This window comes from Halobacillus sp. ABA4_118, from assembly GCF_056160205.1.
In genome coordinates, this window is record NZ_JBSWWS010000001.1 from 3511834 (window position 1) to 3535746 (window position 23913).

Annotated in this window: 22 protein-coding genes and 1 other RNA gene; 4 read left to right on the top strand and 19 right to left on the bottom strand. The window is 46.3% G+C overall.

Features of this window, described 5'->3' with window-relative positions; genetic code table 11:
- Positions 1-143: 143 nt before the first annotated feature.
- On the bottom strand, positions 144-911 hold the full coding sequence (locus tag ACXAGL_RS17975; RefSeq protein ID WP_474992008.1) for an SDR family NAD(P)-dependent oxidoreductase: 768 nt from the start codon (positions 909-911) through the stop codon (positions 144-146).
- Positions 912-1031: 120 nt separating this feature from the next.
- On the opposite strand from ACXAGL_RS17975, the gene ACXAGL_RS17980 reads away from it, so the two are divergent.
- Positions 1032-1580 carry a hypothetical protein gene (locus ACXAGL_RS17980; protein WP_474992009.1) on the top strand — a complete coding sequence of 183 codons (549 nt, stop codon included), beginning with the start codon at positions 1032-1034 and terminating at the stop codon, positions 1578-1580.
- Positions 1581-1621: 41 nt separating this feature from the next.
- Here the strand turns inward: ACXAGL_RS17980 and ACXAGL_RS17985 are convergent, their stop codons facing one another.
- The 7 genes from ACXAGL_RS17985 to ACXAGL_RS18015 form a co-directional block, all read right to left on the bottom strand.
- Complete coding sequence (locus ACXAGL_RS17985; protein ID WP_474992011.1) at positions 1622-3121, bottom strand: carboxypeptidase M32; 1500 nt, start codon at positions 3119-3121, stop codon at positions 1622-1624.
- Positions 3122-3243: 122 nt separating this feature from the next.
- Positions 3244-4398, bottom strand: a complete 1155-nt coding sequence (locus ACXAGL_RS17990) for a THUMP domain-containing class I SAM-dependent RNA methyltransferase (protein WP_474968658.1) — start codon at positions 4396-4398, stop codon at positions 3244-3246.
- Between the two features lie 110 nt (positions 4399-4508).
- Positions 4509-4886: RNase P RNA component class B (gene rnpB, locus ACXAGL_RS17995), an RNA gene on the bottom strand.
- A 94-nt stretch (positions 4887-4980) separates the two neighbouring features.
- On the bottom strand, positions 4981-5292 hold the full coding sequence (gene gpsB, locus ACXAGL_RS18000) for a cell division regulator GpsB (protein WP_281658065.1): 312 nt from the start codon (positions 5290-5292) through the stop codon (positions 4981-4983).
- A gap of 80 nt (positions 5293-5372) precedes the next feature.
- Complete coding sequence (locus ACXAGL_RS18005; protein ID WP_474968659.1) at positions 5373-5939, bottom strand: SLOG family protein; 567 nt, start codon at positions 5937-5939, stop codon at positions 5373-5375.
- A 94-nt stretch (positions 5940-6033) separates the two neighbouring features.
- The gene (locus tag ACXAGL_RS18010) at positions 6034-6594 is read right to left on the bottom strand and encodes a CotD family spore coat protein (protein ID WP_474968660.1); all 561 of its coding nucleotides are present in this window, start codon (positions 6592-6594) and stop codon (positions 6034-6036) included.
- Between the two features lie 253 nt (positions 6595-6847).
- Positions 6848-7249 (bottom strand): cytidine deaminase, encoded by a 402-nt coding sequence (locus tag ACXAGL_RS18015; RefSeq protein ID WP_027954381.1) that lies wholly within the window; start codon positions 7247-7249, stop codon positions 6848-6850.
- Positions 7250-7416: 167 nt separating this feature from the next.
- Between ACXAGL_RS18015 and ACXAGL_RS18020 the strand changes: the two genes are divergently transcribed.
- Positions 7417-10482 carry an efflux RND transporter permease subunit gene (locus tag ACXAGL_RS18020; RefSeq protein ID WP_474968661.1) on the top strand — a complete coding sequence of 1022 codons (3066 nt, stop codon included), beginning with the start codon at positions 7417-7419 and terminating at the stop codon, positions 10480-10482.
- A gap of 47 nt (positions 10483-10529) precedes the next feature.
- On the opposite strand, the gene ACXAGL_RS18025 is transcribed toward ACXAGL_RS18020, so the two are convergent.
- Positions 10530-10892, bottom strand: a complete 363-nt coding sequence (locus ACXAGL_RS18025; protein WP_474992013.1) for a DUF1798 family protein — start codon at positions 10890-10892, stop codon at positions 10530-10532.
- A 53-nt stretch (positions 10893-10945) separates the two neighbouring features.
- Positions 10946-11212: a hypothetical protein gene (locus tag ACXAGL_RS18030; RefSeq protein WP_474968663.1), complete on the bottom strand. Its 267-nt coding sequence runs from the start codon at positions 11210-11212 to the stop codon at positions 10946-10948.
- Between the two features lie 491 nt (positions 11213-11703).
- Here ACXAGL_RS18030 and recU point away from each other — a divergent pair, with 491 nt between their 5' ends.
- Positions 11704-12294 (top strand): Holliday junction resolvase RecU, encoded by a 591-nt coding sequence (recU, locus tag ACXAGL_RS18035; protein WP_474968664.1) that lies wholly within the window; start codon positions 11704-11706, stop codon positions 12292-12294.
- 17 nt (positions 12295-12311) lie between these two features.
- Entirely contained in the window at positions 12312-14999 is a 2688-nt protein-coding gene (locus ACXAGL_RS18040; protein ID WP_474968665.1) for a PBP1A family penicillin-binding protein, read from the top strand.
- Positions 15000-15034: 35 nt separating this feature from the next.
- Here the strand turns inward: ACXAGL_RS18040 and nth are convergent, their stop codons facing one another.
- From nth to panC, 9 genes are all read right to left on the bottom strand, one after another.
- On the bottom strand, positions 15035-15694 hold the full coding sequence (gene nth / locus ACXAGL_RS18045; protein WP_474968666.1) for an endonuclease III: 660 nt from the start codon (positions 15692-15694) through the stop codon (positions 15035-15037).
- 9 nt (positions 15695-15703) lie between these two features.
- Positions 15704-16399: a DnaD domain-containing protein gene (locus tag ACXAGL_RS18050; protein ID WP_474968667.1), complete on the bottom strand. Its 696-nt coding sequence runs from the start codon at positions 16397-16399 to the stop codon at positions 15704-15706.
- 93 nt (positions 16400-16492) lie between these two features.
- Positions 16493-17785, bottom strand: coding sequence for an asparagine--tRNA ligase (asnS, locus tag ACXAGL_RS18055; RefSeq protein ID WP_474968668.1), 1293 nt, complete (start codon positions 17783-17785; stop codon positions 16493-16495).
- 21 nt (positions 17786-17806) lie between these two features.
- A complete protein-coding gene (locus ACXAGL_RS18060) occupies positions 17807-18991 on the bottom strand; it encodes a pyridoxal phosphate-dependent aminotransferase (RefSeq protein WP_474971389.1) in 1185 nt (394 codons plus the stop codon).
- A 12-nt stretch (positions 18992-19003) separates the two neighbouring features.
- Positions 19004-19531, bottom strand: a complete 528-nt coding sequence (locus ACXAGL_RS18065; protein ID WP_474971388.1) for a cell wall elongation regulator TseB-like domain-containing protein — start codon at positions 19529-19531, stop codon at positions 19004-19006.
- Positions 19494-19664 carry a YpmA family protein gene (locus ACXAGL_RS18070; protein ID WP_084163023.1) on the bottom strand — a complete coding sequence of 57 codons (171 nt, stop codon included), beginning with the start codon at positions 19662-19664 and terminating at the stop codon, positions 19494-19496. The genes ACXAGL_RS18065 and ACXAGL_RS18070 overlap by 38 nt, the downstream gene beginning before the upstream one ends.
- A 72-nt stretch (positions 19665-19736) precedes the next feature.
- Positions 19737-22544: an ATP-dependent DNA helicase DinG gene (dinG, locus tag ACXAGL_RS18075; RefSeq protein WP_474992015.1), complete on the bottom strand. Its 2808-nt coding sequence runs from the start codon at positions 22542-22544 to the stop codon at positions 19737-19739.
- An 80-nt stretch (positions 22545-22624) separates the two neighbouring features.
- Positions 22625-23017 (bottom strand): aspartate 1-decarboxylase, encoded by a 393-nt coding sequence (panD, locus tag ACXAGL_RS18080; RefSeq protein ID WP_474968672.1) that lies wholly within the window; start codon positions 23015-23017, stop codon positions 22625-22627.
- Positions 23018-23036: 19 nt separating this feature from the next.
- The gene (gene panC / locus ACXAGL_RS18085) at positions 23037-23903 is read right to left on the bottom strand and encodes a pantoate--beta-alanine ligase (RefSeq protein ID WP_474992399.1); all 867 of its coding nucleotides are present in this window, start codon (positions 23901-23903) and stop codon (positions 23037-23039) included.
- Positions 23904-23913: the final 10 nt, after the last annotated feature.

Consider the following 23913-nt stretch of genomic DNA (forward strand, 5'->3'; position numbering starts at 1 on the left):
GTAAAAAAAGGAGATTTATGTTTGTATCGATTTCTTCTTATTGATGGTTTTTTCTTTTTTGCAGTTCGGAGTTGCTACTAAGTTTTAAGTTAGAATTATAAAGCATAGATTGCGCCATGGATGATGGCTGTTTTGTTCGTTTTTTAGAAACCGTAAATGGTCATGCCTCCATCTACAAGGAGCGTCTGTCCTGTCATATAATTGCCGGCATCTGAAGCAAGAAATACGGCTGCGCCGCTGAGTTCTTCCAGCTTCCCTATCCTGTTTAACGGCGTCCGTGCGAGAATCTCTTTCACATACTCTTCATCCTGAAGCAGCTTCTCTGTCAGGGAGGTTGGAAAATACCACGGCCCGATTGCGTTCACATTGATGTTGTGCTTCCCCCATTCAAGGGCAAGATTCTTAGTCATCTGAATGAGTGCACTTTTCGTCATGGCATAAACCACACCAGTACGAAGAGCGGTGTGCCCTCCCACAGAAGAGATGTTAATAATCTTACCTGCCTTGTTATCCATCATGATCCGTCCGGCATATTGAGAAAGAAAGAAGGCGCTTTTCATATTGGTATTGATGATCTGGTCCCATTCCGATTCGGAGACGGAGGCAGCTTCACTCCGGATATTCATGCCGGCGTTATTCACCCAGATGTCAATGGGTCGCCCCTGCCTTATGTTCTCGACTTTTTCAATGATAAGGTCATAATGATTAATGTCTTCTACTATTGGAAAAGCCCGCTGCCCCAGTTCCTCTACGTCATCCTTCACTTGGTCAAGGTCCCGGCTGTTTCTGGCAATGATGATGACGTCTGCACCGGATTCAGCAAAGGCCAGTGTAATGGCCCTTCCGATCCCTTTCGTTCCTCCCGTGACAACAGCTAAGCGGTGATCCAGTCTGAAATTTGGCAGATACATAGGTTATCCTCCTGTTTATTCGATGAATTTTCAGTATATTGTAACATTTTTGCTAATTCTTTACATTTTCCTCCTGCTTTTTTACAATAAACGTTGTAACTACATAAGGGGGTCATAACTTTGAAAAAATGGTTGATTGCTCTCGGTGTAACTTCGGCATTGATAACAGCCGGTTGCAGCGGAGACACAGAAGAAAGCAGTGATTCAGAAGGACAAAACGAAGAAACGGCTGAAACTGAAGAAGATAACAGCCAGAATCTTAAACAATCACTGATGGATGCCCAGATGGAATTGACCGATACATTTAAACCGCACCAGCAGAAAATTTCCGCCTATCAAGCAGCGGCTGCTGAGGAAGAGCCGGATACAGAAACCATTACATCAGCAGGCGAAGAAGCGAAAACAGCTGTTGGTGAAGCAGCGGCTGCTGCTTCAGACTACACAATAGAAACCGAACTTCCTGATGAAACGAAAACAAAAATCCAGGAAGCCATGCCTTCTCTTCAGGCCTACTACGAGGAAGTAGAAAAAGCATTGGATGAAAACATAGAAGAAGCCGACTTCTCAGCTGCCGATGAAAAAGCAGCGGAATTCAATGAGCAGTTTGGTCAGATTCTAAAAGATGCAGGCTTCCCAGCTGCTCCGGATTTAATTGGTGAAATGTCATAATGATAAGATACCCAGCTGCATGCAGCTGGGTATCTTTTTAATTACTTGGATAACTTATAGATGTTCTGGTATTTTTCAGTGACGTACGTAATGAGGTAATCGGGGTTCAACCCTTCTCCTGTCACATCCTGGATAATTTCAAGCGGCTTCTTCATTTTTCCATACTTGTGAATGTTCGCCGTCAACCACTCCTGAATCGGTTTGAAATTCCCTTTTTCCATACATTCATCCACATCAATATCTTTCCTCATCGCCGCGTTTATCTGGGCTGCGTACATATAGCCGAGAGCGTAGGAAGGAAAGTAACCGAAATCTCCCCCTGACCAGTGGATATCCTGCAGCACTCCCTCACCGTCGTTGGAAGGGATGATGCCAAGGTAGTCCTCCATCTTCCTATTCCATAACTCAGGAAGATCCTTCACTTCAATTTCCCCGCCGATCAAGGCTTTCTCCAGCTCATAGCGGACCATAATATGAAGGCAGTAGGTCAGCTCATCCGCTTCAATCCGTATGAATGACGGCTTCACTTCATTTACAGCTTTATAAAAGTCACTTAAAGGAAGCTCCTTAAAGCTTTCGGGTGCATAGTTCTTGAAGACAGGGTAATGGTTTTTCCAGAAGCTTTCACTTCTTGCGATAAAGTTCTCCCAGAAAAGGGACTGGGATTCATGGATTCCCATGCTTGTCCCATCCGCCAGAGGAGTGAAGGCCAAGTCTTTTGAAATGTTCTGCTCATACAAAGCGTGCCCCCCTTCATGAATGGTCCCGAATACAGCGGTCCGAAAATCTTTCTCATCATATTTCGTCGTTACCCGCACATCCTTCTGGTTCAATCCGATTGCAAATGGATGGATGGTTTCATCCAGACGTCCCGCCTCAAAATCATAGCCCATCCGCTTCAAAATCTCCTCACTGAAGGCTGCCTGCTGATCTTTAGGAAAATGTCCCTCCAGAACCGATGGGTCGGGTTTATTATCAGAAGCTTGAATATCAGAAAGCAGACCTGTCAACGCTTCTCTTACCTTAGGAAAAACCTCATCAAGAATCCGGACGGTCATGCCAGGCTCATAACTGTGCAGGAGCGCGTCATATTTATGCTCTTCATATCCCCAATATTCAGCAAAGCGTCGCTTATAGTCCACCAGTTCTTCTAAATAGGGCTGGAATAAGGCAAAGTCATTGTTGTCCTTTGCTTCCGCCCAGACCGCTTCCGCCCGGCTCTGCAGTGTCACGTATTCCCTGTATTCTTCTGCCGGGATTTTCACCGTGCGAAGGTACGTTTCTTCCGCTTCCTCGACTGCTCTCTCCATCAGCCGACTGGATGTCCGCCCCTTCAATTCACTGATCATCGTTTTCATATGATCAGAGGTCTGGATTTCATGCACTTTGGAAGAAAGGACTCCAATCACCTCTGAACGTCCTTCTATCCCTTTTTTCGGTGCTTTCGTCCGCATATCCCAGGCCATTAACCCAATAGCTTCTTCATAGGACGCCTGTTCCTTCAGCAGAGCCTGAAATTCCTTCTCTGTATGACTGCTCACTATACCCTCTCCTTTTTACATCATCGTTATGTAGCTGCCTTTTCATTATAGCAGTCTTTCTCTTTACACACAGGAATAGAAAAAGACCGCCCGGTCATCCGGACGGTCTTCTCCTTCACTCTTTAAAACTCTTTGGCTGTCTGTTTTTTCTTCTTCCCGAAATATTGATAATAGTCCGTCTTGATATATCCATTGAAGAGCTTCCTCTTCTTTGTAGCGGACTGGCCGTACAGCTTTTCGAATCCTTCGTGGGACGTCAGGATGTAAACGCTCCATGATGGATAATCACGCATGATCGTACCAAGATCTCTGTACATCTGCTCCACTTCTTCACGGTCACCGATCCGCTCCCCGTAAGGTGGGTTGGATACAATATATCCCCCATCATGCTTCGGCTTCAAATCATTCATCTGCATCTGCTTCCACGACACAAGCTCACCAAGTCCCGCTTCCATCGCATTTTTTCTGGCGATTTCAATCATTTTCGGATCAAGGTCTGACCCTGTAATGTCGAGAGGCTGATCATAATCGGCGGCATCCTCCGCTTCCTGAAAGGCATCATCCCAGGCTTTTTGAGGAATGAATCCCCAACCTTCCGATGCAAATTCGCGATTAAACCCTGGTGCAATATTCTGCCCGATCAAAGCGGCTTCGATCGCGATGGTTCCAGAACCGCAGAAAGGATCGACAAACGGCTTGTCCGGATGCCAGTTCGTAATCTGAACGAGTGCTGCGGCCATTGTCTCCTTCAACGGGGCTTCCCCCTGTCCCACTCTATATCCGCGCTTATGGAGACCTGAACCGGATGTATCGATTGTAAGAAGGGCTTCATCTTTATGAATGGCCACTTCCACTCTGTAAAAGGAGCCGGTTTCCTTCAGCCACGAGGCCACTCCATGCTTTTTCTTCAACCGTTCCACAATCGCTTTTTTAACAATCGCCTGACAATCCGGAACACTGTACAGTTTCGATTTAACCGATTTTCCTACAACGGGGAATTCACCGTCTTCTTCAATGAACGTTTCCCATGGCAGGGCTTTCGTTTCTTCAAACAATTGATCAAAGCTTGTCGCTTTGAACCGGCCGACCAGCAGTTTAACCCGGTCTGCTGTCCGAAGCCACAAATTCGTACGCGGAATGGCTGACACATCGGCTTTGAAAAGGACACGTCCATTTTCCACTTCCACATCCTCATACCCGAGCGCTTTCACTTCTTTACTGACGATTGACTCCAGGCCCATCGCCGCTGTCGCAATTAACGTTACTTTTCCCGCCATATTTTCTCCCTGCCTTTCCATTTACATATGAAAGTCAAAATAAAAACCCTTCTAAAAAGCATAGGGCTTTCCAGAAGGGTAGCTTATACATAATGAACGACCTTTGAATACTCTGTAAGCCATGTTCTGTTCCATCGTACTGCCAGCGGTGGTCAGCCTCGTACTCCGGTGGCAATCATCTATCTGCCGTAAAACGGCCTTTTCTCCGGTTCGTTTCCCTTCAAAAAGTGCCCCTACCTAAATTTGGGTTGCTCGCTCGCGGGGTTTACCTCGTTCCACCCGGCATATTTCTATACCGGCTCCGTCACTGTGGCACTTTCAAGGTAGTCATTCCCTATCCTTAGACGTAGGAATTTTCCCTGCCGTAAGTTCAAAAGAACTCCCCTGACTTATGATTTCGTCAGGCACGAACACTACAGACATCTCAGTACTGTGCGAGCATGGACTTTCCTCTGCACAGTCAAGCTGCGCAGCGATTACCCGAGTATTCAAATGTATGTTGTCATCTGTTTCATTTACGCTTTAATGACGCACTGATAGAGTATACCAGAATCCTTCGCTTTTGTCATGTGGATTTTTTTGTCATTCTTCGGCGTATTTGTTTCCGAACACAGCTTTTTCCAGATTGGAGACCCGCTTCAGAATGTCGTAATTGACCTGCGGTGTGCTGCCTGTGTTCTGCTTCTGCCTGGAAGCCGTCTCTCTTGAGGACATTTTCTTCAAACGTTCATTTTCGTGTTGGAGGCGTTCAATCTCCTGCTGGAAGCGGTCATAGTCCTGAATAATTAAGTCCAGATACTCATCCACTTCTTCCTGGTTGTACCCCCGCATGGATGTTTTAAAGTCTTTTTCCAGTATATCCTTACCTGTCAAATGATACTCTTCTAAGTTCATTCTTTTCACCTCTGTTCCACACATTACCTACATTTTTTCAAATGGAGACCCAATTGTCAATTTCATTTTTGTATAAAAAATCACTGACTCCAAAAATCCGGATCAGCCATCCGCATTTCCTCAACGGTTTCCTCCAAATCAAACGGGGTAATATATAGAATCTGATAATTTCCTTTTTCCACAGCTTTTTCCGCCATATTTAGAAAGAAGCGTGGACTGCCCTCGGTCTCTTCATTATATAAAACGAGGCAGGCATCCGAGTGTTCAATAAGAAACTGATCTCTGGCCTTGAACTGATACGGTCCTTCATACCCCTTATTATAAACAGGTTGGAAAAAATCAGCCGTCATCGTAACTTCCTCATAAATCATCTGCAGATCTTCCGGCCAGCGCTCCTGCTGGTTCTCAAAAGGAGGAATGATGCCGAGGTTGACCGCATAATCTTCATCCTTCAGGTCAAGAACGACTTCAGCGGTCCAGAGTTCCACACCCATCTGCCCGGAAACAAGCACCCATTCAAGACCTTCATCGATATATGTAATCAGACGCCTTTTGATGGTTTCCTTTATAAAGGAGACTTTATCATCCTGTTGTTTGAATATACCTATTTCCATAGGTTTGTAACCGGTAACCACTAACGTTCTCACAGACGCACCGCCTTTCATTTGTTCCTTGATTTCTCTATTTTACCCATGTTTAAGACAAAAAGAAAATAAGCCACTGGTGTGGTGGCTTATTGATTTACTCTCCGAATCCCGGACCCATCATCGGCATCTGGCCGCTCATCCCAGGCATCTGCCCCTGGTTCATCATCGGCATCTGGCCGTTCATTCCAGGCATCTGACCTTGATTCATCATCGGCATCTGGCCGTTCATCCCAGGCATCTGGCCTTGGTTCATCATCGGCATCTGGCCGTTCATTCCGTTCATTCCCGGCATCTGGTTCATTGGCATTTGTCCGTTCATATCTGCCATTTCGCCTTCTTCCATATCTCCCATAGGGCCCGCACCCTGCTGGTTCATGTTTTCCATCCAATTATAGTCTGGAGAAGACCCTTGAGGGTAGGCAAATTCCTGCGTTTGGAAATTGTTTTGTTCGGAAACCATGTATGGGAAGTAATGGTTATTGTTCAACAAGTGGTTATTTCTTACGAGAATGTGTGTCGGGTGAATGTAATCCTGATTTTCACAGAAAAAATTGTCTACAACACAATGTTGGACCGGACATACAATTGGACAGCGGTTGCTGCACTGTGACATCGGTCCACAGCCGCACGAGTCATGCATTGAATGGTGATGCATTCTCCTTCACTCCTTGTTCTGTTATTCCTTATCAGCGTATGTCATAAACGGGAAGGATGTACTAGGCGAAATCATCATATCTCCCGCTCCTTCTGCTTGTACACCAATAATTAGAAAGAAGAACAAGCTTCTTTTGAACGGTAAAAAGCCCACGTAAATCGCTGACTCACATGCCGATATCCAAAGAATGTCAGCGAATACATAAAAGAAAGACTGCCGTAATTTCGACAGTCTTTCTCGTCATTCAAATCCATTACTCTTCCGGAAGATCAGAAGGCGCAAAGGAAAACGGCAGGATTTCATCCATCGTAAATGTTTTGGAATCACCGTTTAAATTGGTTGTATAAATCGCTACTGAGGAATCGAAAAATTCACTCATCACCTGGCGGCAGGATCCACAAGGAGGTACAGGCCTTCCTGTGTCAGCCGCTACAGCAAGAGACTTGAACTTTTTATGTCCATCGGAAATGGCTTTGAATATAGCGACGCGCTCTGCACATAAGGACACCGGATACGCGGCATTTTCAATATTACACCCTGTATACAGGCTGCCGTCTTCTGTAATGAGCGCTGCTCCTACAGGAAATTTGGAATAAGGTGTGTAAGCCGTACCTCTGGCTTCAACGGCATGTTTCATCAATTGTTTTTGTTCCAACGTCATCCCTCCCTATTAGTGGGAAGGTCATTATATATGAATGAAAAACAAAAGTAAAGCGATTTCAATAGAGGAAACCCGGCACATTGAGCAGGTTGATATTTGACACATGTGTCGGAAAAAAGCGTATACTGGAGAAGCACATAAAGAATAAGGGAGGAAAGCACATGAAGACACTATTACAATACAACAAGATTGTATGGGTATTTATTTTACTATTATTGTTTACAGGTATCTTCACGTACCTGCAGCTTCCCAAACGGGAAATTCCTGAAATTAACGTGAACGTCGCTTCCATTTCCACGGTTTACCCTGGAGCCACGCCCCAGGAAGTGGAAAGTACCATTATCAACCCTCTTGAAGAGGAATTATCTTCGCTTGAAGGTGTGGACGAACTCACTTCCGCCTCTACATCAGGTTTCGGGTCTGTAACAGCGTCCCTGGCAGGCGGGGCCTCTGTAGATACGGTGAATTCTCAAATCAGACAAGCCGTATCCGATGTTTCCCGCGGGTTCCCTGATGAGGTTCAGGAACCTGAAGTCAATACAGACACGACTATGTCTGCTGTCGCTTCCTATAACCTGACTGCTGATGAACAGGAAAGTCTGTATGACCTGCGCAGTGACATAAAGGTGTGGGAAGAAAAACTCACCTCCATCACAGGGGTCCAGTCGATTTTGGTCAAAGGGCTGCCGGACGAGCAGTTGACCGTTTCACTAGACAATGAATTCCTCGAGGAAAACCAGCTCACACCTGTGGCTGTCATTCAAAAACTCCAGCAGGAAATCAGTCCTTCCGCTATTGGAACAGAGGAAACCAATGGTGAAATTAAGCAGCTGCTGTTTCAAAAGTACGAAAGTGCAGAGGAACTGGGCGGGTTAAATATAGGCACCAGCCCTGACGGATCCCCTCTTTCCTTATCCGATGCAGGGGAAACGACAATCACAGACAAAGCATTGGAAGATCGTATTATCTATAAAGGAAAGCCGGCTCTTTCTGTAACGATTCTCGCTGAAGAAGGAGTCAACATATCCGCACTGCAGGAACAGATCACCGGACAGGTCAAAGAATTGAGCGGGGATCTGCCTGAAAACATAGAAGTCGAACAATTTTATACCCAAAGTACCGTTATTGAAGAAGTGTTTACGAACTTAATCACTTCCTTTGGAATATCGCTGCTTGCTGTTATCGTAATCATGGTCCTGGGTCTGCCTCTATCATCGGCCGTTCTGGTCGCCCTGGCTATACCTGTTTCCATCATAATCGGCTTGATTCCGCTTCCGTATGTAGGCGTTGACCTTAACCAGATTTCCATCATCGGCATGATCATAGCCATCGGTATACTGGTTGATGACGCCATCGTGGTCAACGATAATATACAACGCAGGTTTCAACTGGGAGACGGTCCTCTTGAAGGTACGGTACGAGGAGTAAGAGAAGTAGGAAAATCCATAGTGACCTCTACATTAATGATCATTTTCAGTTTCTTTCCGCTCATGTTCCTTTCAGGGACTAACGGCGATTTCATTCGAGCGCTTCCTTCTGTATTGATTTTTACAATCACCGCTTCCACCATCATCGCACTCACACTGATTCCAACGGTCCAGTATGCGAGGAAACGGAAAACCAAACAAAAGAAAAAATCTAAAACAGGCTTGCTGGGCGGACTTTTCGACCGGCTTGAGCGTGTCTATGCCGGCCGTCTGCTTCCTAAAACGACGAAACGGCCATGGGTGACGGCTGGATCCGGAATCGTGATCTGCATCCTGCTTGCCCTGCTTGCCGTTAAAATTCCATTTGAATTTTTCCCGGCTGCCGACAGACCTGAAGTGACTATCAATGTGGAAAATCCGAAAGGAACAACGCTTGAGGACACAGAAACAACCCTGCAGGATATGGTACGCTTTATCGAGGATTCGGAGGAACCCGTAACGGAAACAGCCACTTACGCAGGTACAGGCCTTCCGAATCTGTTCAGCTCCGGACTCCAGCAGACTGGAGAAAATACCGGACAGGTGCTCATCCGGGTGGACAGGGAAGAAACAAGCGCTTCCGCTTTTATTAAAAAATGGGAGGAACCGCTTCGCAATGAGTTTCCAGATGCAGAAATATTCCTGGAGACCATCGTATCAGGTCCGCCGCCTTCTCCACCTGTTCAAGTGAAGATTCAAGGCCCGGATATCAATCAGTTGTTTGAAACGGCTGAGCAGGCTGAGCAAGAGTTTTCCTCTATTGAGGAATCCGAAATTGTAACCATCAACGCCGATAAAAATCAGCCGTTTGTTGAATATATCCCTGACAGAGCTCTGCTTGCTGAGAATGGCATTGCCGTTGATACCGTTATATCCCAGCTTCAGCTGGCCAATTCAGGCGCACCGCTGGGTACATTCGACAATGGTGTCACACGCCTGCCTCTCCAAGTCATCCTGGATGATGGCAGCGAAGAAGGAGCAGCTCTTGAAGAACTCCGCGTAGCTGCTTCAAACAGTGAAAACGGGCCGCCTGAAACGTTTACACTGGATGAAGTAGTCTCTGTTGAGGAAACGGAAGGCATCGGAGTCATCCCTCACTTAAACGGAGAACGCACATTAACGATCGAAGCCTATCCACAGGAAGGTTCCGAGGATGAATTTTCCAGTAAAGCTGAAGAAGTGACTGCCTCCATTAAAGAGAACCTGCCTGAAGGTTATTCTCTTGTAGAAACCGGACAGAATGACGCGCAGACGGAATTCTTCATTGAAGTATCCAAGTTATTTGTAATCGTTCTGTTCCTGATCTATTTAACCATTGCCGTTCAATTCAACTCCCTGTTTATGCCGCTGCTGATTACTGGAACGGTATTCCTCGCTGTCACGGGTGCCATTGTAGGACTATTCGTTTCAGGTGAACCACTCAGCTTCCTGGCTGTTCTGGGTATCGTATCCTTGTCCGGCATAGTCGTTCGAAATTCCGTCATTCTGGTGGAATTCATTGAGCAGAATCTCGGCTCCTATGCGACGACAACAGAAGCCGTCATTGAAGCAGGACGTGCTAGAATCCGTCCCATTGTCCTGACTTCCCTGACATCCATCGCTGCATTAACACCGATCATCTTTTCCGGCGATGTCTTATTCAGGCCATTAGCTGTATCGATCGTTTCCGGGCTTGCTTTTTCCACAATACTCACATTACTGCTCGTTCCTTCGTTCTATTTGATTTTCGCAAAAGTGACGAAAAGGGAAAAGCGGGCCTAACAAATAAAACCGGAGCTGACTTCATCAGCTCCGGTTTTATTGTTTTCTTACGATGACCTTTTTTCGATATCACTCAAAATCATATCCAGCACATAATGGGATGACTGATATAATTCCTTGAACCGTTTGCGATCCACATCCAGGTAATAGCTGTGGAGAATGATCATCTCAATATTTTCATGTGTCGATTTCACCTGATTCGGGTGAACGGACGATTCTCTATTTTTCACAAACTGCTCCGATTCCTCCATCCATTGATGGTTGACCTCGAACATCGGTTTCGTTTTTTCCTTCACATGTTCGAAGAAATCCCGGTTGTTTCTGTCCACAGGTCCATCTGTCTGGAGAAAGCGTTTATGCTGTTGATCGATCAAGGATTTCAATTCCAGTGTATATTCTTTTAACGACATCCTCCCACACCTTTCCTTTCTACTCTATCATGCGGGCAGGGATGGCATCAATTTTATCCGACAGACCTTTTCTTAGCCTGCTGCGCGATTCTTCCCATGTAAGCCTGGCGTTTTTCTTTTTTCATATGCCTCAACTCACCCTGCAGGTTCAAAACCTCTTCCTTTAAATCATCCACTTCTTTCCGGTGGGCGACCGTCATGGAGAAAACAATCTCATCCGCTTTCAAGGACATTCTTCTTTCAAGGAGTGAGAATTTTTCCTGCAGCTGAAAAAGCTGACGCTCAAATTCCTCAGGCGTGACGACAATCGGCTTGGTCATGGGCATCTCCCCCTTTATTGGATACATAACAAATTCTCTTCCCCATGCATATCTCCTTTAGGAATGACAAGACTAGAACTAAAGCAACAAAACAAGTCAAAACCATCATTACCTTCGACATTAAAGGAGGAGTACACATGGCAGGAAAAAAAGATAAGAAGAAGAAAAAACCGGTGAAAGCCGAGACTGACAATCCTAAGCTGGCGGGAGAAAACCGACCGGCCACATAAGGATGATGCTGCTGCTATTTCTTTTAGCAGCAGTTTTTTTATCCTCACAAACGAAAAGGGATTTTCGAAGGACTATATATACAGGTTTAACATGTCTGTTCATAGGGAAATTTCCCTGGTGCTGAATCTTTCTGTGTCGGAATTGTGACAAAATGAAACTTTCCTCTGGTTCAAACGTCTATAAGAATTGAACCATTAGTATATATGCGTGGAGCGTAAATTTTGGTATGATACTCTCATGGCTACAGGGAGGGAAAAACATTGAATTATCCCAACGGGAGACGCAGCCCAAGCCGTCATGCTGCTCCCCAAGGAAAGACAAAACCAGAATTCAGCAACAGAGGAATGACCCTTGAAGAAGACATTAATTTAACGAATGAATATTATCTGCAGGCCGGAACGGCGGTCATCCACAAAAAACCGACACCCGTACAGATCGTTCAGGTGGATTACCCAAAGCGCAGTGCGGCCGTTATTAAGGAAGCTTATTTTAAACAGGCGTCCACGACAGACTATAATGGTGTCTATCGTGGCAGGTACATTGATTTTGAGGCAAAAGAGACGAAGAATAAAACGTCTTTTCCACTCAGTAATGTCCATCAGCATCAGGTGGATCATATGAAAGCCGTGGAAAAACACGGGGGCATCAGCTTTTTCATTATTAAATTCACACCCAGGGATGAGGTCTACCTTCTACCCTCTTCGACGCTGTTCGCCTATTGGGATGATCAGCAGAACGGAGGTCGGAAATCGATCCCCTACAACAGTATTGACAAGGAAGGTTTTCGTATTCCTTTTCGTTACCAGGCCCGGATTGATTACGCCGGGGTTTTGGATAAGCTTTATTTCTGAAATGGAGGATATGTAACATGGCAAACGATAGCCAGTCGCGTACAGCACGACGAAAACAAATGAAATCATCGAAAAAAACTAAAGGAACATCAAAGTTCAAAAAAATCTTTATGACCCTGTTAACTATAGGAATTGTTCTGATGATCGGTGTCGGTGCATTATTTACTTATTATGCTGTTTCCGCCCCCGCTCTGGATGAAGAGAAATTATCCGATCCTTTTTCTTCGAAAGTGTATGACGATGACGGTGAGCTTATTGCTGATCTCGCCGGGGATGAAAGGCGTACAAAAATTACGTACGATGATATTCCTGCGGTCATGGAAGATGCGGTGCTGGCAACGGAAGATGTCCGCTTTTACGATCATATCGGTATTGACTTCCAAAGAATCGGCGGGGCCATTCTAGCCAACATCACAGGCGGATTTGGTGCCGAGGGTGCCAGTACAATTACCCAGCAGGTTGTCAAGGAGTCCTTCCTGACAACAGAAAAAACGATTAAGCGAAAAGTTCAGGAACAGTATCTGGCCATTAAACTCGACCAGGAATATTCCAAGGAAGAAATTCTGGAGATGTACCTGAACAAGATCTATTACGGCGCAGGTGCCTACGGGGTAGCAGAAGCCGCAGAAACGTATTTCGGTAAAAAAGACCTGAATGAACTAACTCTGCCGGAAGCCGCTTTGCTTGCCGGTCTGCCCCAGCGTCCAAGTGGATACATGCCTTTTGAGAACCCGGATCTTGCCAAAGACAGGATGAATACCGTCCTGAGCCTGATGGTCCAGCACGGGAAAATCACAGAAGCCGAGGCTGATGAAGCGAGAAATGTTGAAATTGAGGACATGCTGGTCGAAAGACAACAGGAAGAAGCGACTCCCTACCAGGCCTTCATTGACAAAGTAGCCAAGGAAGTTGAAGAAAAAATGGATGGCGCCGATATTTACAAAGACGGATTGAACATTTATACAACCTTGGACACGGATACACAGGATTATGTCCAGCAGCTCCTCAGCGATGAAGGCGGTATTTCCTGGCCCGACGATGAACTGGAAACCGGTCTTGCTGTAACGGATACCCAGACAGGTGCTGTCAAAGCCATCGGTGGAGGAAGGAACTATCAGAAAGAAGGCTTCAACTTTGCAACAGACATCAACCGTCAGCCCGGCTCCACTTTCAAGCCGATTGCTGCTTACGGGCCGGCGGTTGAATACAATAAAATTTCCACCTATCATCAGCTCAATGATGAACAAACAGACTTTGGTGACTGGTCGCCGAATAACTTTGACAATCAGTTTAGAGGCTGGGTTACTGCCCGCTACGCCTTAAGCCGCTCATTGAACATCCCTACCATTAAACTTCTGCAGGAAGTCGGCGTGGATAAGGCTCAGGACTTTGCCGAAGGACTCGGCGTTGACTTTGGAGAAGAAGGCATGTCCTTGAACGATGCCATTGGAGGAGGATCGACAGGAATGAACCCTCTTCAGATGGCAGGCGCATATGCGGCCTTTGGCAATGAAGGCGTCTACGTGGAGCCTTACACTGTTGAAAGTGTTGAAATTCCCGGGGAAGGTACGATTGACTTAAAACCTGAACCGTCTTCAGCTATGAGCAGTGCCACCGCTTATATGGTATCCAACATGCTGCAGACCACGATGAGTGAAGGTTCAGGTGCGTCCGCCAACGTGCCCAGCCTTCCAGAAGCCGGGAAAACAGGAACCACGAACATTGGAGATGTAGCCAACAACTCATGGTTCAGCGGTTATACGACGAATTATTCCATCTCCATCTGGACAGGGTACGGAGAAGATAACTCCCGTGGACTGTCAGATGCAGCTAGAAATATTCCTAAACAGATATTTAAACCTTTGATGACCCAGATTTCTCAAGGTAAGGATACGGCTGACTTTACGAAACCTGATTCCGTATCCTGGGTGGACGTTGAGGAAGGATCCAATCCCGCCCGCCTTCCGAGTGATTACACCCCGGAAAGCCGGATCGTTACAGAGCTCTTTCATGTAGACAATCAGCCTTCCAAAGTGTCACAGGTATTCCAGAAGCTTGACCCTGTTGAAGGGTTGTCCGGTCAATTCAATGAAGAGTCATCGACGATTGATTTGAACTGGAAATATGGCAGTACTGATGGCGTAACTTTCCGTATCGCTGCATCCATTAACGGCAGTGAAAGCAGACAGCTTACAACGACGAAGGATACCAGCGTGGAAATTACCAGCATCGACCCTGCTGCCACCTATGAATTTTCCGTCGTTGCCATCAGCGATAACGAAGAAGCTGAAAACAGCGATCCTGCCACTGTCCGTGTTCAGACACCTGGTTCTATCGGAGATGAAGAACCGGAAGAAGAACCCGAGGAAACCGAAGAAACCGAAGAAACCGAAGAAAATAGTGATGAAGAACCACCTTCTGAAGAGCAGGAACCAGCAGAAGAAGAAACCGAGGAAGCTGATGAAAACTCCGATGGAGAAGAAGGAAACGGGGAGGAAAGTGAAACCCCTCCTGAAGAAGAACAAGAGAACAATCAAGAGAACGAAAACAACGAGCAGAATAACGAAGATAACAGCAATTCGGATGCTGATAATGGAAATTCCGGAGAAAATTCTGGTGAAGGAGGCGGCTCAGAAGAGCAGCCTCCTCAGGAAGAAAATGATACAGAGCTGCAGCAAAATGAAGAAGATGAAGAAGATGAGTAAAAAATACCCGTACGCTTTTATGCGTACGGGTATTTTCATCCGTTTTTTTCTTTCTTTTTCATTCTCTTCTGCCCCTCCCTGCAAAGGGAAAGCAGTGAACATTCTTCACAGTTGGGACGCTGGGCTTTGCAGTGATAGCGCCCGAAAAAGATCATCCGGTGATGCGTGACGCTCCACTCCTCTACCGGGACTTTCCGCATCAATGTTTTTTCTACTTCAAGGACGGAATCCTTCCAGCGGCAGATGCCAAGCCGCTTGGAAACACGTTCCACGTGTGTGTCCACGGCGATGGCTGGTTCATCAAAAGCGACCGAGGCAACAACATTTGCCGTTTTCCTCCCCACCCCGGCGAGGCTTTCCAGCTGTTCTTTTGTGGGGGGAACTTCGCCGTCATACTTTTCAAGCAGGGTCTCCGACAACTTTTTAATATTTTTGGCTTTGTTACGGAATAGTCCGATCCGCTTGATGTCATTCTGGAGTTCTTCCAGCGGTACGTTCACATAATCTTCCGGACTTTTATATTTGGCAAATAAATCCGGAGTCACTTTGTTCACCAGCGCATCCGTCGCCTGAGCGGATAAGACGACAGCTACAAGAAGTTCAAATGGGTTGGTATGGTTTAATTCACATTCAGCATCCGGATACATCGATTCGAAAATATCCAGGCAGTAACGAATTTGTGATTTATTTAACATGAGCCTTTTTTATGAATCCTCCTCCAGCCAGTTGTAATAGAGAGAAATATCCCTCTTTTTTCTTTCCTGATTCTGTGTCCGCTGAGCGGGCTGGCCCTGACGGAACTGTTTCCCCTGCTCTCTGGCCTGCTCCACCGTGCGGATCCCTTTTTTCTTCCATTCCCTCAGGATACGGTCGATGTATTTGAAATTAAGCTTGCTCATCAATACAGCTTCTCTTAAAGCAGCTTTAATTAAAGCTGGCGACTGTTCTTCCTCATCCAGCCAGATGTTGATCGTTTCAATCTCAAATGGTGACAAAGGTCTGCCGAATTCCTGTTCAAATAATGGAAAGATGTTATCATCATAATTCGTTTCCTTTTGCGGACGCGCCTTGTTCACGGTGAACAGTTTCTCCCATAATGGTTCAAGAGAATAACGCTCATTGAGGACCTGATGTTCGTTATGGTTCTGCTCAATGGTCATCAATCGTTTTTGAATAAGGCTGCGCAGAACTTTTGAACAGTCCTGGCTTGTGATAGATAAATGCTCTGCGATTTGTTCAGGTGTCGGAAAATCATTTCCTTCTGTTCCGAACCTGTGAATCTGCAGCAGGACAACCAATTCGGTTTCATCCATATTCAACTGGTGATAATGCATCAGCAGCTGTTTGGGAACGACTATTTGGTTATCAAGGATGTCTTGAAAGCTTTGGTATTTTCCCAAATGAATTCCTCCGTTCCTATACTTGCTCATGGAATGAAAAACACCGATAAGCCGTAGGCTGAACATCGGTGTTTTTCTCTGCCGTCTATTTTATCATGGATACAGGCGGTTAAGCAGACGTGGGAATGGAATCGTTTCACGCACGTGTTCGACACCTGCGATCCAGGCGACTGTACGTTCTAAGCCCAGTCCAAAACCTGAGTGAGGCACGCTGCCATACTCACGAAGCTGCAGGTACCATTTATAGGCATCTCCGGAAAGGCCGTGTTCTTCATAACGCTGTTTCATCAGCTCAAGATCATCAATACGCTGGGATCCACCGATGATTTCGCCATACCCTTCAGGAGCGATCATGTCTGCGCATAATACTACTTCCGGACGTTCCGGATCCGGCTTCATGTAAAATGCTTTGATTTCTGCCGGGTAATTGGTGATGAACACCGGTTTGTCATAAGCTTCGGCAATAGCCGTTTCATGCGGTGCACCGAAGTCTTCTCCCCACTCAATGTCATCAAATCCTTTTTCCTTCAACAGCGTCACGGCATCATCGTAGCTGATTCTAGGGAACGGTGCCTTGATTTTTTCCAGTTTTTCTGTGTCACGGCCGAGTGTATCGAGCTCGATTCTGCAGTTGTCCAATACTGACTGGACCACATGGCTGACATACTGTTCCTGAACTTCCAGGCTGTCCTCGTGATCCATAAAGGCCATCTCCGGCTCAATCATCCAAAACTCAATCAAGTGACGACGTGTTTTAGATTTTTCCGCACGGAACGTTGGTCCAAAACTGAAAACGCGTCCGAATGCCATCGCTGCCGCTTCCATATAAAGCTGTCCACTTTGAGAGAGATAGGCATCCTCTTCGAAATACTTCGTATGGAACAGTTCCGTGGAGCCTTCTGCTGAGGAGCCGGTCAGGATTGGTGGATCAATTTTTGCATAGCCGTTTGTATTGAAAAATTCATACGTTGCACGGATAATTTCGTTCCGCACTTTCATAACCGCATGCTGACGTTTGGAACGGAGCCACAGGTGGCGGTGATCCATAAGAAATTCTGTTCCGTGTTCCTTTGGCGTAATCGGGTAGTCGACGGCTTCCTGAATTACTTCAAACCCTGTCACCTGCATTTCATAGCCGAGGGGGGACCTTGTATCCTCTGCAATGACACCGGTCACATAAAGAGAGGTTTCCTGGGTAAGTCCTTTGGCCTCCTGGAACTTTTCTTCGCCGATGTCCGCTTTAACGACGATCCCCTGCATGAATCCTGTACCGTCACGGAGCTGCAGGAACGCGATCTTTCCGCTGGAACGCTTATTACTTAACCAGCCACCAATGGTGACTTCTTTTCCAATTTGTTTTGCTGCTTCTGAAATCGTTGTTTTCACACGAATACCTCCAACACTGCTTTATGATTGATGTTTCTCGACGAACCGCTTGATCCGTCCGGCTGCTTCCTCCAGCTGCTCCAGGGAGGTTGCATAAGAAAGCCTTACGTTCTCAGGACTTCCAAAACCGGATCCTGGAACCAGAGCGATTTTTTCTTCATCCAATAGTGCTTTCACCATGTCGTCAACAGATGAAAATCCGCATAGGGAAGCGGTCTCCTGAACGTTCGGGAACAAGTAGAAGGCACCGGAAGGTTTGGCACATTTCACTCCAGGAATCTCCAGAAGGAGCTCATGAAGAACGTCCAGCCTTTCCTTGAATGCTTTTTTCATTTCCACTACTTTTTCTTCTGAGCCTTTATAGGCGGCAAGTGCCGCATACTGGGCAATAGAAGTTGGATTTGATGTGGAATGGGAAGCCATATTGGTCATTCCTTTTATAATCTCTTTTGGACCCGCTGCGAATCCGATTCTCCATCCTGTCATAGAATGGGATTTGGATACCCCATTGATGATCACTGTCTGATTGTATAACTCATCAGATAGCTGCGCAATGGAAACATGCTTTTCTTCGGTATAAATCAATTTTTCATAAATTTCATCCGACACGATTAACAACCCGTGTTCAAGACAGATTTCTCCAAGAGCTTTCAGTTCCTCTTCAGAATACATCATACCTGTCGGATTGCTCGGTGAATTGATAATCACCGCTTTGGTTTGATCGGTAATGGACGCTCTCAACTGCTCTGGAGTCAATTTAAAGTGATTGGCTTCTTCAGCCGGCACAATGACCGGATTCCCCTGTGCCAGTTTGATTTGTTCCGGATAGCTCACCCAGTAAGGAGCAGGAACGATCACTTCGTCCCCTGGATTCAAAATAACCTGGAAGAGCGTAAACAGGGCGTGTTTGGCTCCTGTTGTTACAATGATTTGTTCGTTGGAATACGTCAGCGCCTGATCGCGCTTCAATTTATCGGTGATGCTTACTTTCAATTCAGGAATTCCACCCGCTGGTGTGTATTTGGTCAATCCATCATCCATGGCTTTTTTTGCAGCGTCCAGAATATAAGAAGGCGTATTGAAGTCCGGTTCTCCCGCTCCAAGTCCGATGACATCGTGTCCTTCTGCCTTCAACGCTTTCGCCTTGGCTGTAATCGCTAATGTAGTGGATGGTGTTAATGATTGTACACGTTCTGCTAACTTCATGAACCTCACTCCTTAATTGTTTTGTCGGAACGCAAACCTCTGATCAAAGGATTCTCCGCTTAATGTAAAATAATCAAGTACATATCTGCCCTGCTCATCAGTATAAACGAGCTCATAGACAGGCTGTTCCTCTTCGTATCCGTAGGAGACATCCTTGAAACGGCAGTCCGGACAATTCGAGGACCACCGGCTGATCAGTTGTTCTTCTGAGAGAACTTCAGCTTGATTCACATCGGTCAAAACCGTGTCGACTGCTTCATTGATGAAAACGAGCGAGGCTTCTCCGTCTGACGCTTCCCCTTTTACGACGAACACTTCTGTTTCCCCGTTGTACGTTTCAACCTGATCCACGGCCGTCATATTCGTTTTCTGCAAGGCAAAAGCTGCGGCCTGTTCATGCCCTGCGGTTCTGTCCTGATTAATTTGTGTATACATCCAGATGAAAAAAATAAGTAAAAGAAGAACAAGTCCAGCGAGAATTCCGCCGCCCCATTTGACCCACTTAGGTACGGTATATGGTGAAGACTGCGGTTTCAGCATCGTCATCATCCAGCGCCATTCCAAACATTAGGTTATCTTCTTTCAATGTGCGATTCAATGTGTCTACCACTTTATAGAGGTCATCTGTCTTTTTAATTTTAACTGTAGATAACGTTTCTATTTTGTTTTCCATCGTTTCTTCCTCCCTTTACCAGGCCTGTGCCCGATTGTAATTATAACAGCTCTTTCCGCACCAGGGTATCGGTTACAGCCAGTTTTCAATCCGGTCCATTAGTTTTTTTGTCGAATCATAAACGACCGGTATATCAGGAAGGGATGATAAGAAATACTTCCCATACTTCGATTCCATCAGACGCTGATCACACACGATGACAACGCCTCGGTCACTGCTGCTTCTAATCAGCCGCCCGAACCCCTGTTTAAATCGGATGATTGCCTGCGGAAGGGACTTTTCCATAAACGCGTTTTTCCCTTCCTGCTTCAGACGTTGATCGATCGACTTCTGCACAGGTTGATCCGGGGGTGCGAAAGGCAGCCGCACCATCATGAGACAAGACAAGTCATCCCCTGGAATATCCACACCTTCCCAGAAGGAACTCGTCCCGAGAAGGATGGCCTGATCGAATGCCTGGAAATTCTTTTTCAAACGGTCTCTGCTTCCGCTCGAAATCCCTTGTGCAAAAATCATAAATTCTTCAGGGTCTATGAATTCCTTTAAGAGACTGTATGTCCGGCGGAGCATATCATAAGAAGTGAAGAGCACCATCATCCGTCCGTTTGTGACATGTGCTGTTGAATAAATCGCTTCACTCAAAGCTTCAATAAATGTATCGGGATCGGTTTTAATATCAGGAAAGTCATCCGGTACCAACAGCTGCACCTGTTCGTGGAAAGGATATGGAGAAGGAATCGACGTCTCGATGACATCAGGTTCATCTCCAAGACCCAGCGATTCACGGATGTACTTGAAAGAATCTCCGGTTGTAAGCGTGGCACTGGTCAGTACGACGCTCTTCTTCTGATTGAACAACCGTTCCTTCAAAATGCCGGGAGTGTTCAATGGTTCGCTGTACAAGTAAATCGAATTGGCTGCCCCTTCCCCTTCAATTTCAATCCAGCGGACACTCTCTTCATCCTGACTATCAAAATAGTTGATCAACTGATGCCGGATATCCAGACAGACTTCCTTTTGCGTGTGGATTCTCGAAAGAAGGATAGGAATGCCATGGTCTTCTTTTAATGTAAGAAGAATCTGCAGTTCATTCTGCATGGACGTCAACTGCTCGGTTATGACAAACACCGCAGACAAAAAGCGGTTCGACATTTCCTTCGCACTCTGCATGAACGAAGCGGACCGTTCTTTTTCCAGAGTCATCTGTGTCCGCCCTACATCACTTCTGCCTCTGTTTGAATTTCTTTGCTTTTTCACATGCTGGTAAATGTACCTGGAAAACTGGCTGAGTTCTTCCTTAGCTTCATCCACGGCCTTTTGGAGTTTGTTCAGGTGACTGTAAAAGGACTGCGGGACAGGCCATCCCTTATACAGACTTTTCTGGGCAAGTTCCGTCGTCTGCGTTAAATACCTCTGGAGATCCCTGTAGTTCATCCGCAGGCCGAAATACCTTCCGGCTACGGCTTCCAGGTGATGGGCCTCATCCACAACGGCACGATCATAGGAAGGCAGGGATGTTTCTTCTTTGATGATATCCAGACAGAACAGAGCATGGTTTGTAATGATGATATCAGCCTCTTCCGCTCTTCTCAACGCCCACTGGAAAAAGGAATCATCCGTATACCCGAGCTGTTCCGTTTTAGAGGACTGCTCGGCTGAAACCTTATGCCAGAATTGACGGCCGTTCGAAGGAAGCTGAACTTCATCAATATCACCGGTTCGTGTTTTAGTGAGCCAGACGAGAAGCATAGCTTTCGTCAGAGCTGTATCATAATTATCCTGATAGCTGCGCTCAAGCTCATATTGAAAGTGAATCAAACTGATGTAATGACCTTTACCTTTGTATAAAACGGCACGGATTGGTCTTGGAAACATACGTTCAATTTTCGGAATTTCTTCTTCCAGAAGCTGTTTCTGCAGGCTGTTGGTATGTGTCGTTATTAAAATACGCTCATCATTTTTCACCGCATGATAGACCGCAGGAAGAAGGTAGGCGGCGGACTTCCCGGTACCGGCCCCTGCTTCGATCACAGCGTGACGGTTCTCTTCCAGAGCCTTGTGGACATGGGAGGTCATTTCCTGCTGTCCCTTCCGGATTTCATATTCCGGAACCATTGATTTCAGACCGTTCTCCCCTTCATATACCTCTTTGTTCCACTGCTCAAAAGGTGGAAAGATTGAGGAAGAAGCGGAACGCACCTCATCCGGGCGGCGGCTCCGGACAGCTATACCGTACAAAATTTCGATATCGGTGTCTTTTTGATTCCGATACCTCGCTTCCTCTACCGCAGACTCGAAAAAGGACCTCAGGTCACTTTTCAGTTTTGCCTCGATTTTCAGTAGCTGGGATAGTGTCCTTTCCGGAAGGGCCTGCATCTGTTTCAGCAGATACTGCAGCAAATCAGCAGTCACCTGGGCATCTGAGAGCGCTCTATGCGGGCGGTCATGGCCCATGTCCAGCTTTTCAGCCAGATGTCCGAGTTTAAAAGCAGAGGAAGTCGGAAGCATGATCCTGGCCAGTTCTACTGTATCAATGATGGGATTATGTAAGCGTGGAAATCCGCATCTCTGCAGTTCATCATTTAGGAAACCAAGATCAAATTCAATGTTATGCGCCACGATATAAGCATCTTTGAATAATGGATGAATGTCCCCAGCTATTTCTGAAAACAATGGCGCATCCATGACATCCTCTTCATCAATCCCGGTCAGAGACGTAATAAAAGGTGGAATGTCTCTTTCCGGATAGATCAAAGAAGAGAATTCACGAATCACAGAACCTGCTTCATTCATTAGAACGATTCCGATTTCAATGATCCGGTCTCCTTTAGGTGATGCGTTTCCTGTTGTTTCTAAATCTACGATTGCAAATGTTGTCATGTTACCCCTACTTTCACCACAAAAAGGAAGGACCCTGCCTTCACGGACAGGCACAGATCCTCTTCTCATGCTTTAAGCTTTCAATAAAGTGGAAGCGTTGATAAAGGCGGCTCTTCCTCTATCATTTCCACCACCTGATTCTGTTCATTCATGAGAGCAATTTTTGGACGGAATTCCCCAAGCTCTTCCTCACTGAGCATGGCATAGGCTACGATGATTACGATATCACCCGGCTGCACGAGACGGGCGGCTGCTCCGTTCAGGCAGACGACGCCACTGCCTCTTTCTCCGGCTATCACATAGGTCTCCAGCCGGGCACCATTATTATTGTTGACGACCTGGACTTTTTCGTGGGGAAGAATCCCCGCCTGATCCAGAATATCCTGATCTATCGTAATGCTTCCCACATAGTTTAAATTCGCTTCCGTAACACGGGCGCGATGAATTTTTGATTTCATCATCGTTCGAAACATCTTGTTTCCTCCCTGTGCCTCACCCTGTTGTTATCTTTCCATTCCGGTCAAAAACCACATTATCAATCAGCCGGGCCTTTTCATAGAAAACGGCAGCGGCCAGAATAACAGGCCTGTCTATGACGTCCACAGATGTCAATTCAGGATAAGATAGTAATTCAATATAGTCTATTCTACCACGAGTTCTGCTTTCGAGAAACTTTGTAACCGATTCTATGATTCGGGCGGGGCTCCTCTCCCCATCCTCCACCATCCGCCTTCCTGCCTGCAGCGATTCCTGAATCGCCGGGGCCTCATCTCTTTCCCCTGCTGTGAGGTGAACGTTACGACTGCTCTTGGCAAGGCCGTCTTCCTCACGCACTGTAGCTACAGGGACGAGTTGGATATCATAATTGAAGTCGTTGATCAGCGCATCAACGACAGCCACCTGCTGAGCATCCTTCATCCCGAAATACGCTTGATCGGGCATCACGATGTTGAATAATTTAGTCAAAACCGCGGCCACCCCGTCAAAGTGTCCGGGCCGGCTTTTTCCACACAGCACATCCGTCCTTTTCTTGACAGACAGCTGAATCGACATAGGCTCCGGATACATCATGGCTGTGGTTGGGAAAAATAAAACATCCACGCCGTGTTCTTCCGCTAGGTTTCTGTCCCGTTCTTCATCGCGGGGATATGTATCCAGATCTTCTCCAGCTCCAAACTGCAGGGGATTGACGAAAATGCTGAGGATAACTATGTCATTTTCGCTCCGGGCGGTCTCGATCAACTTCAGATGTCCTTCATGAAGGTAACCCATCGTTGGAACAAACCCCACGGTCCGGCCTTCCTTTTTCACCTGTTTTACATGCTGCTGTACATCTCTAATGTTACCAAATACTTTCATTCCCAATCAC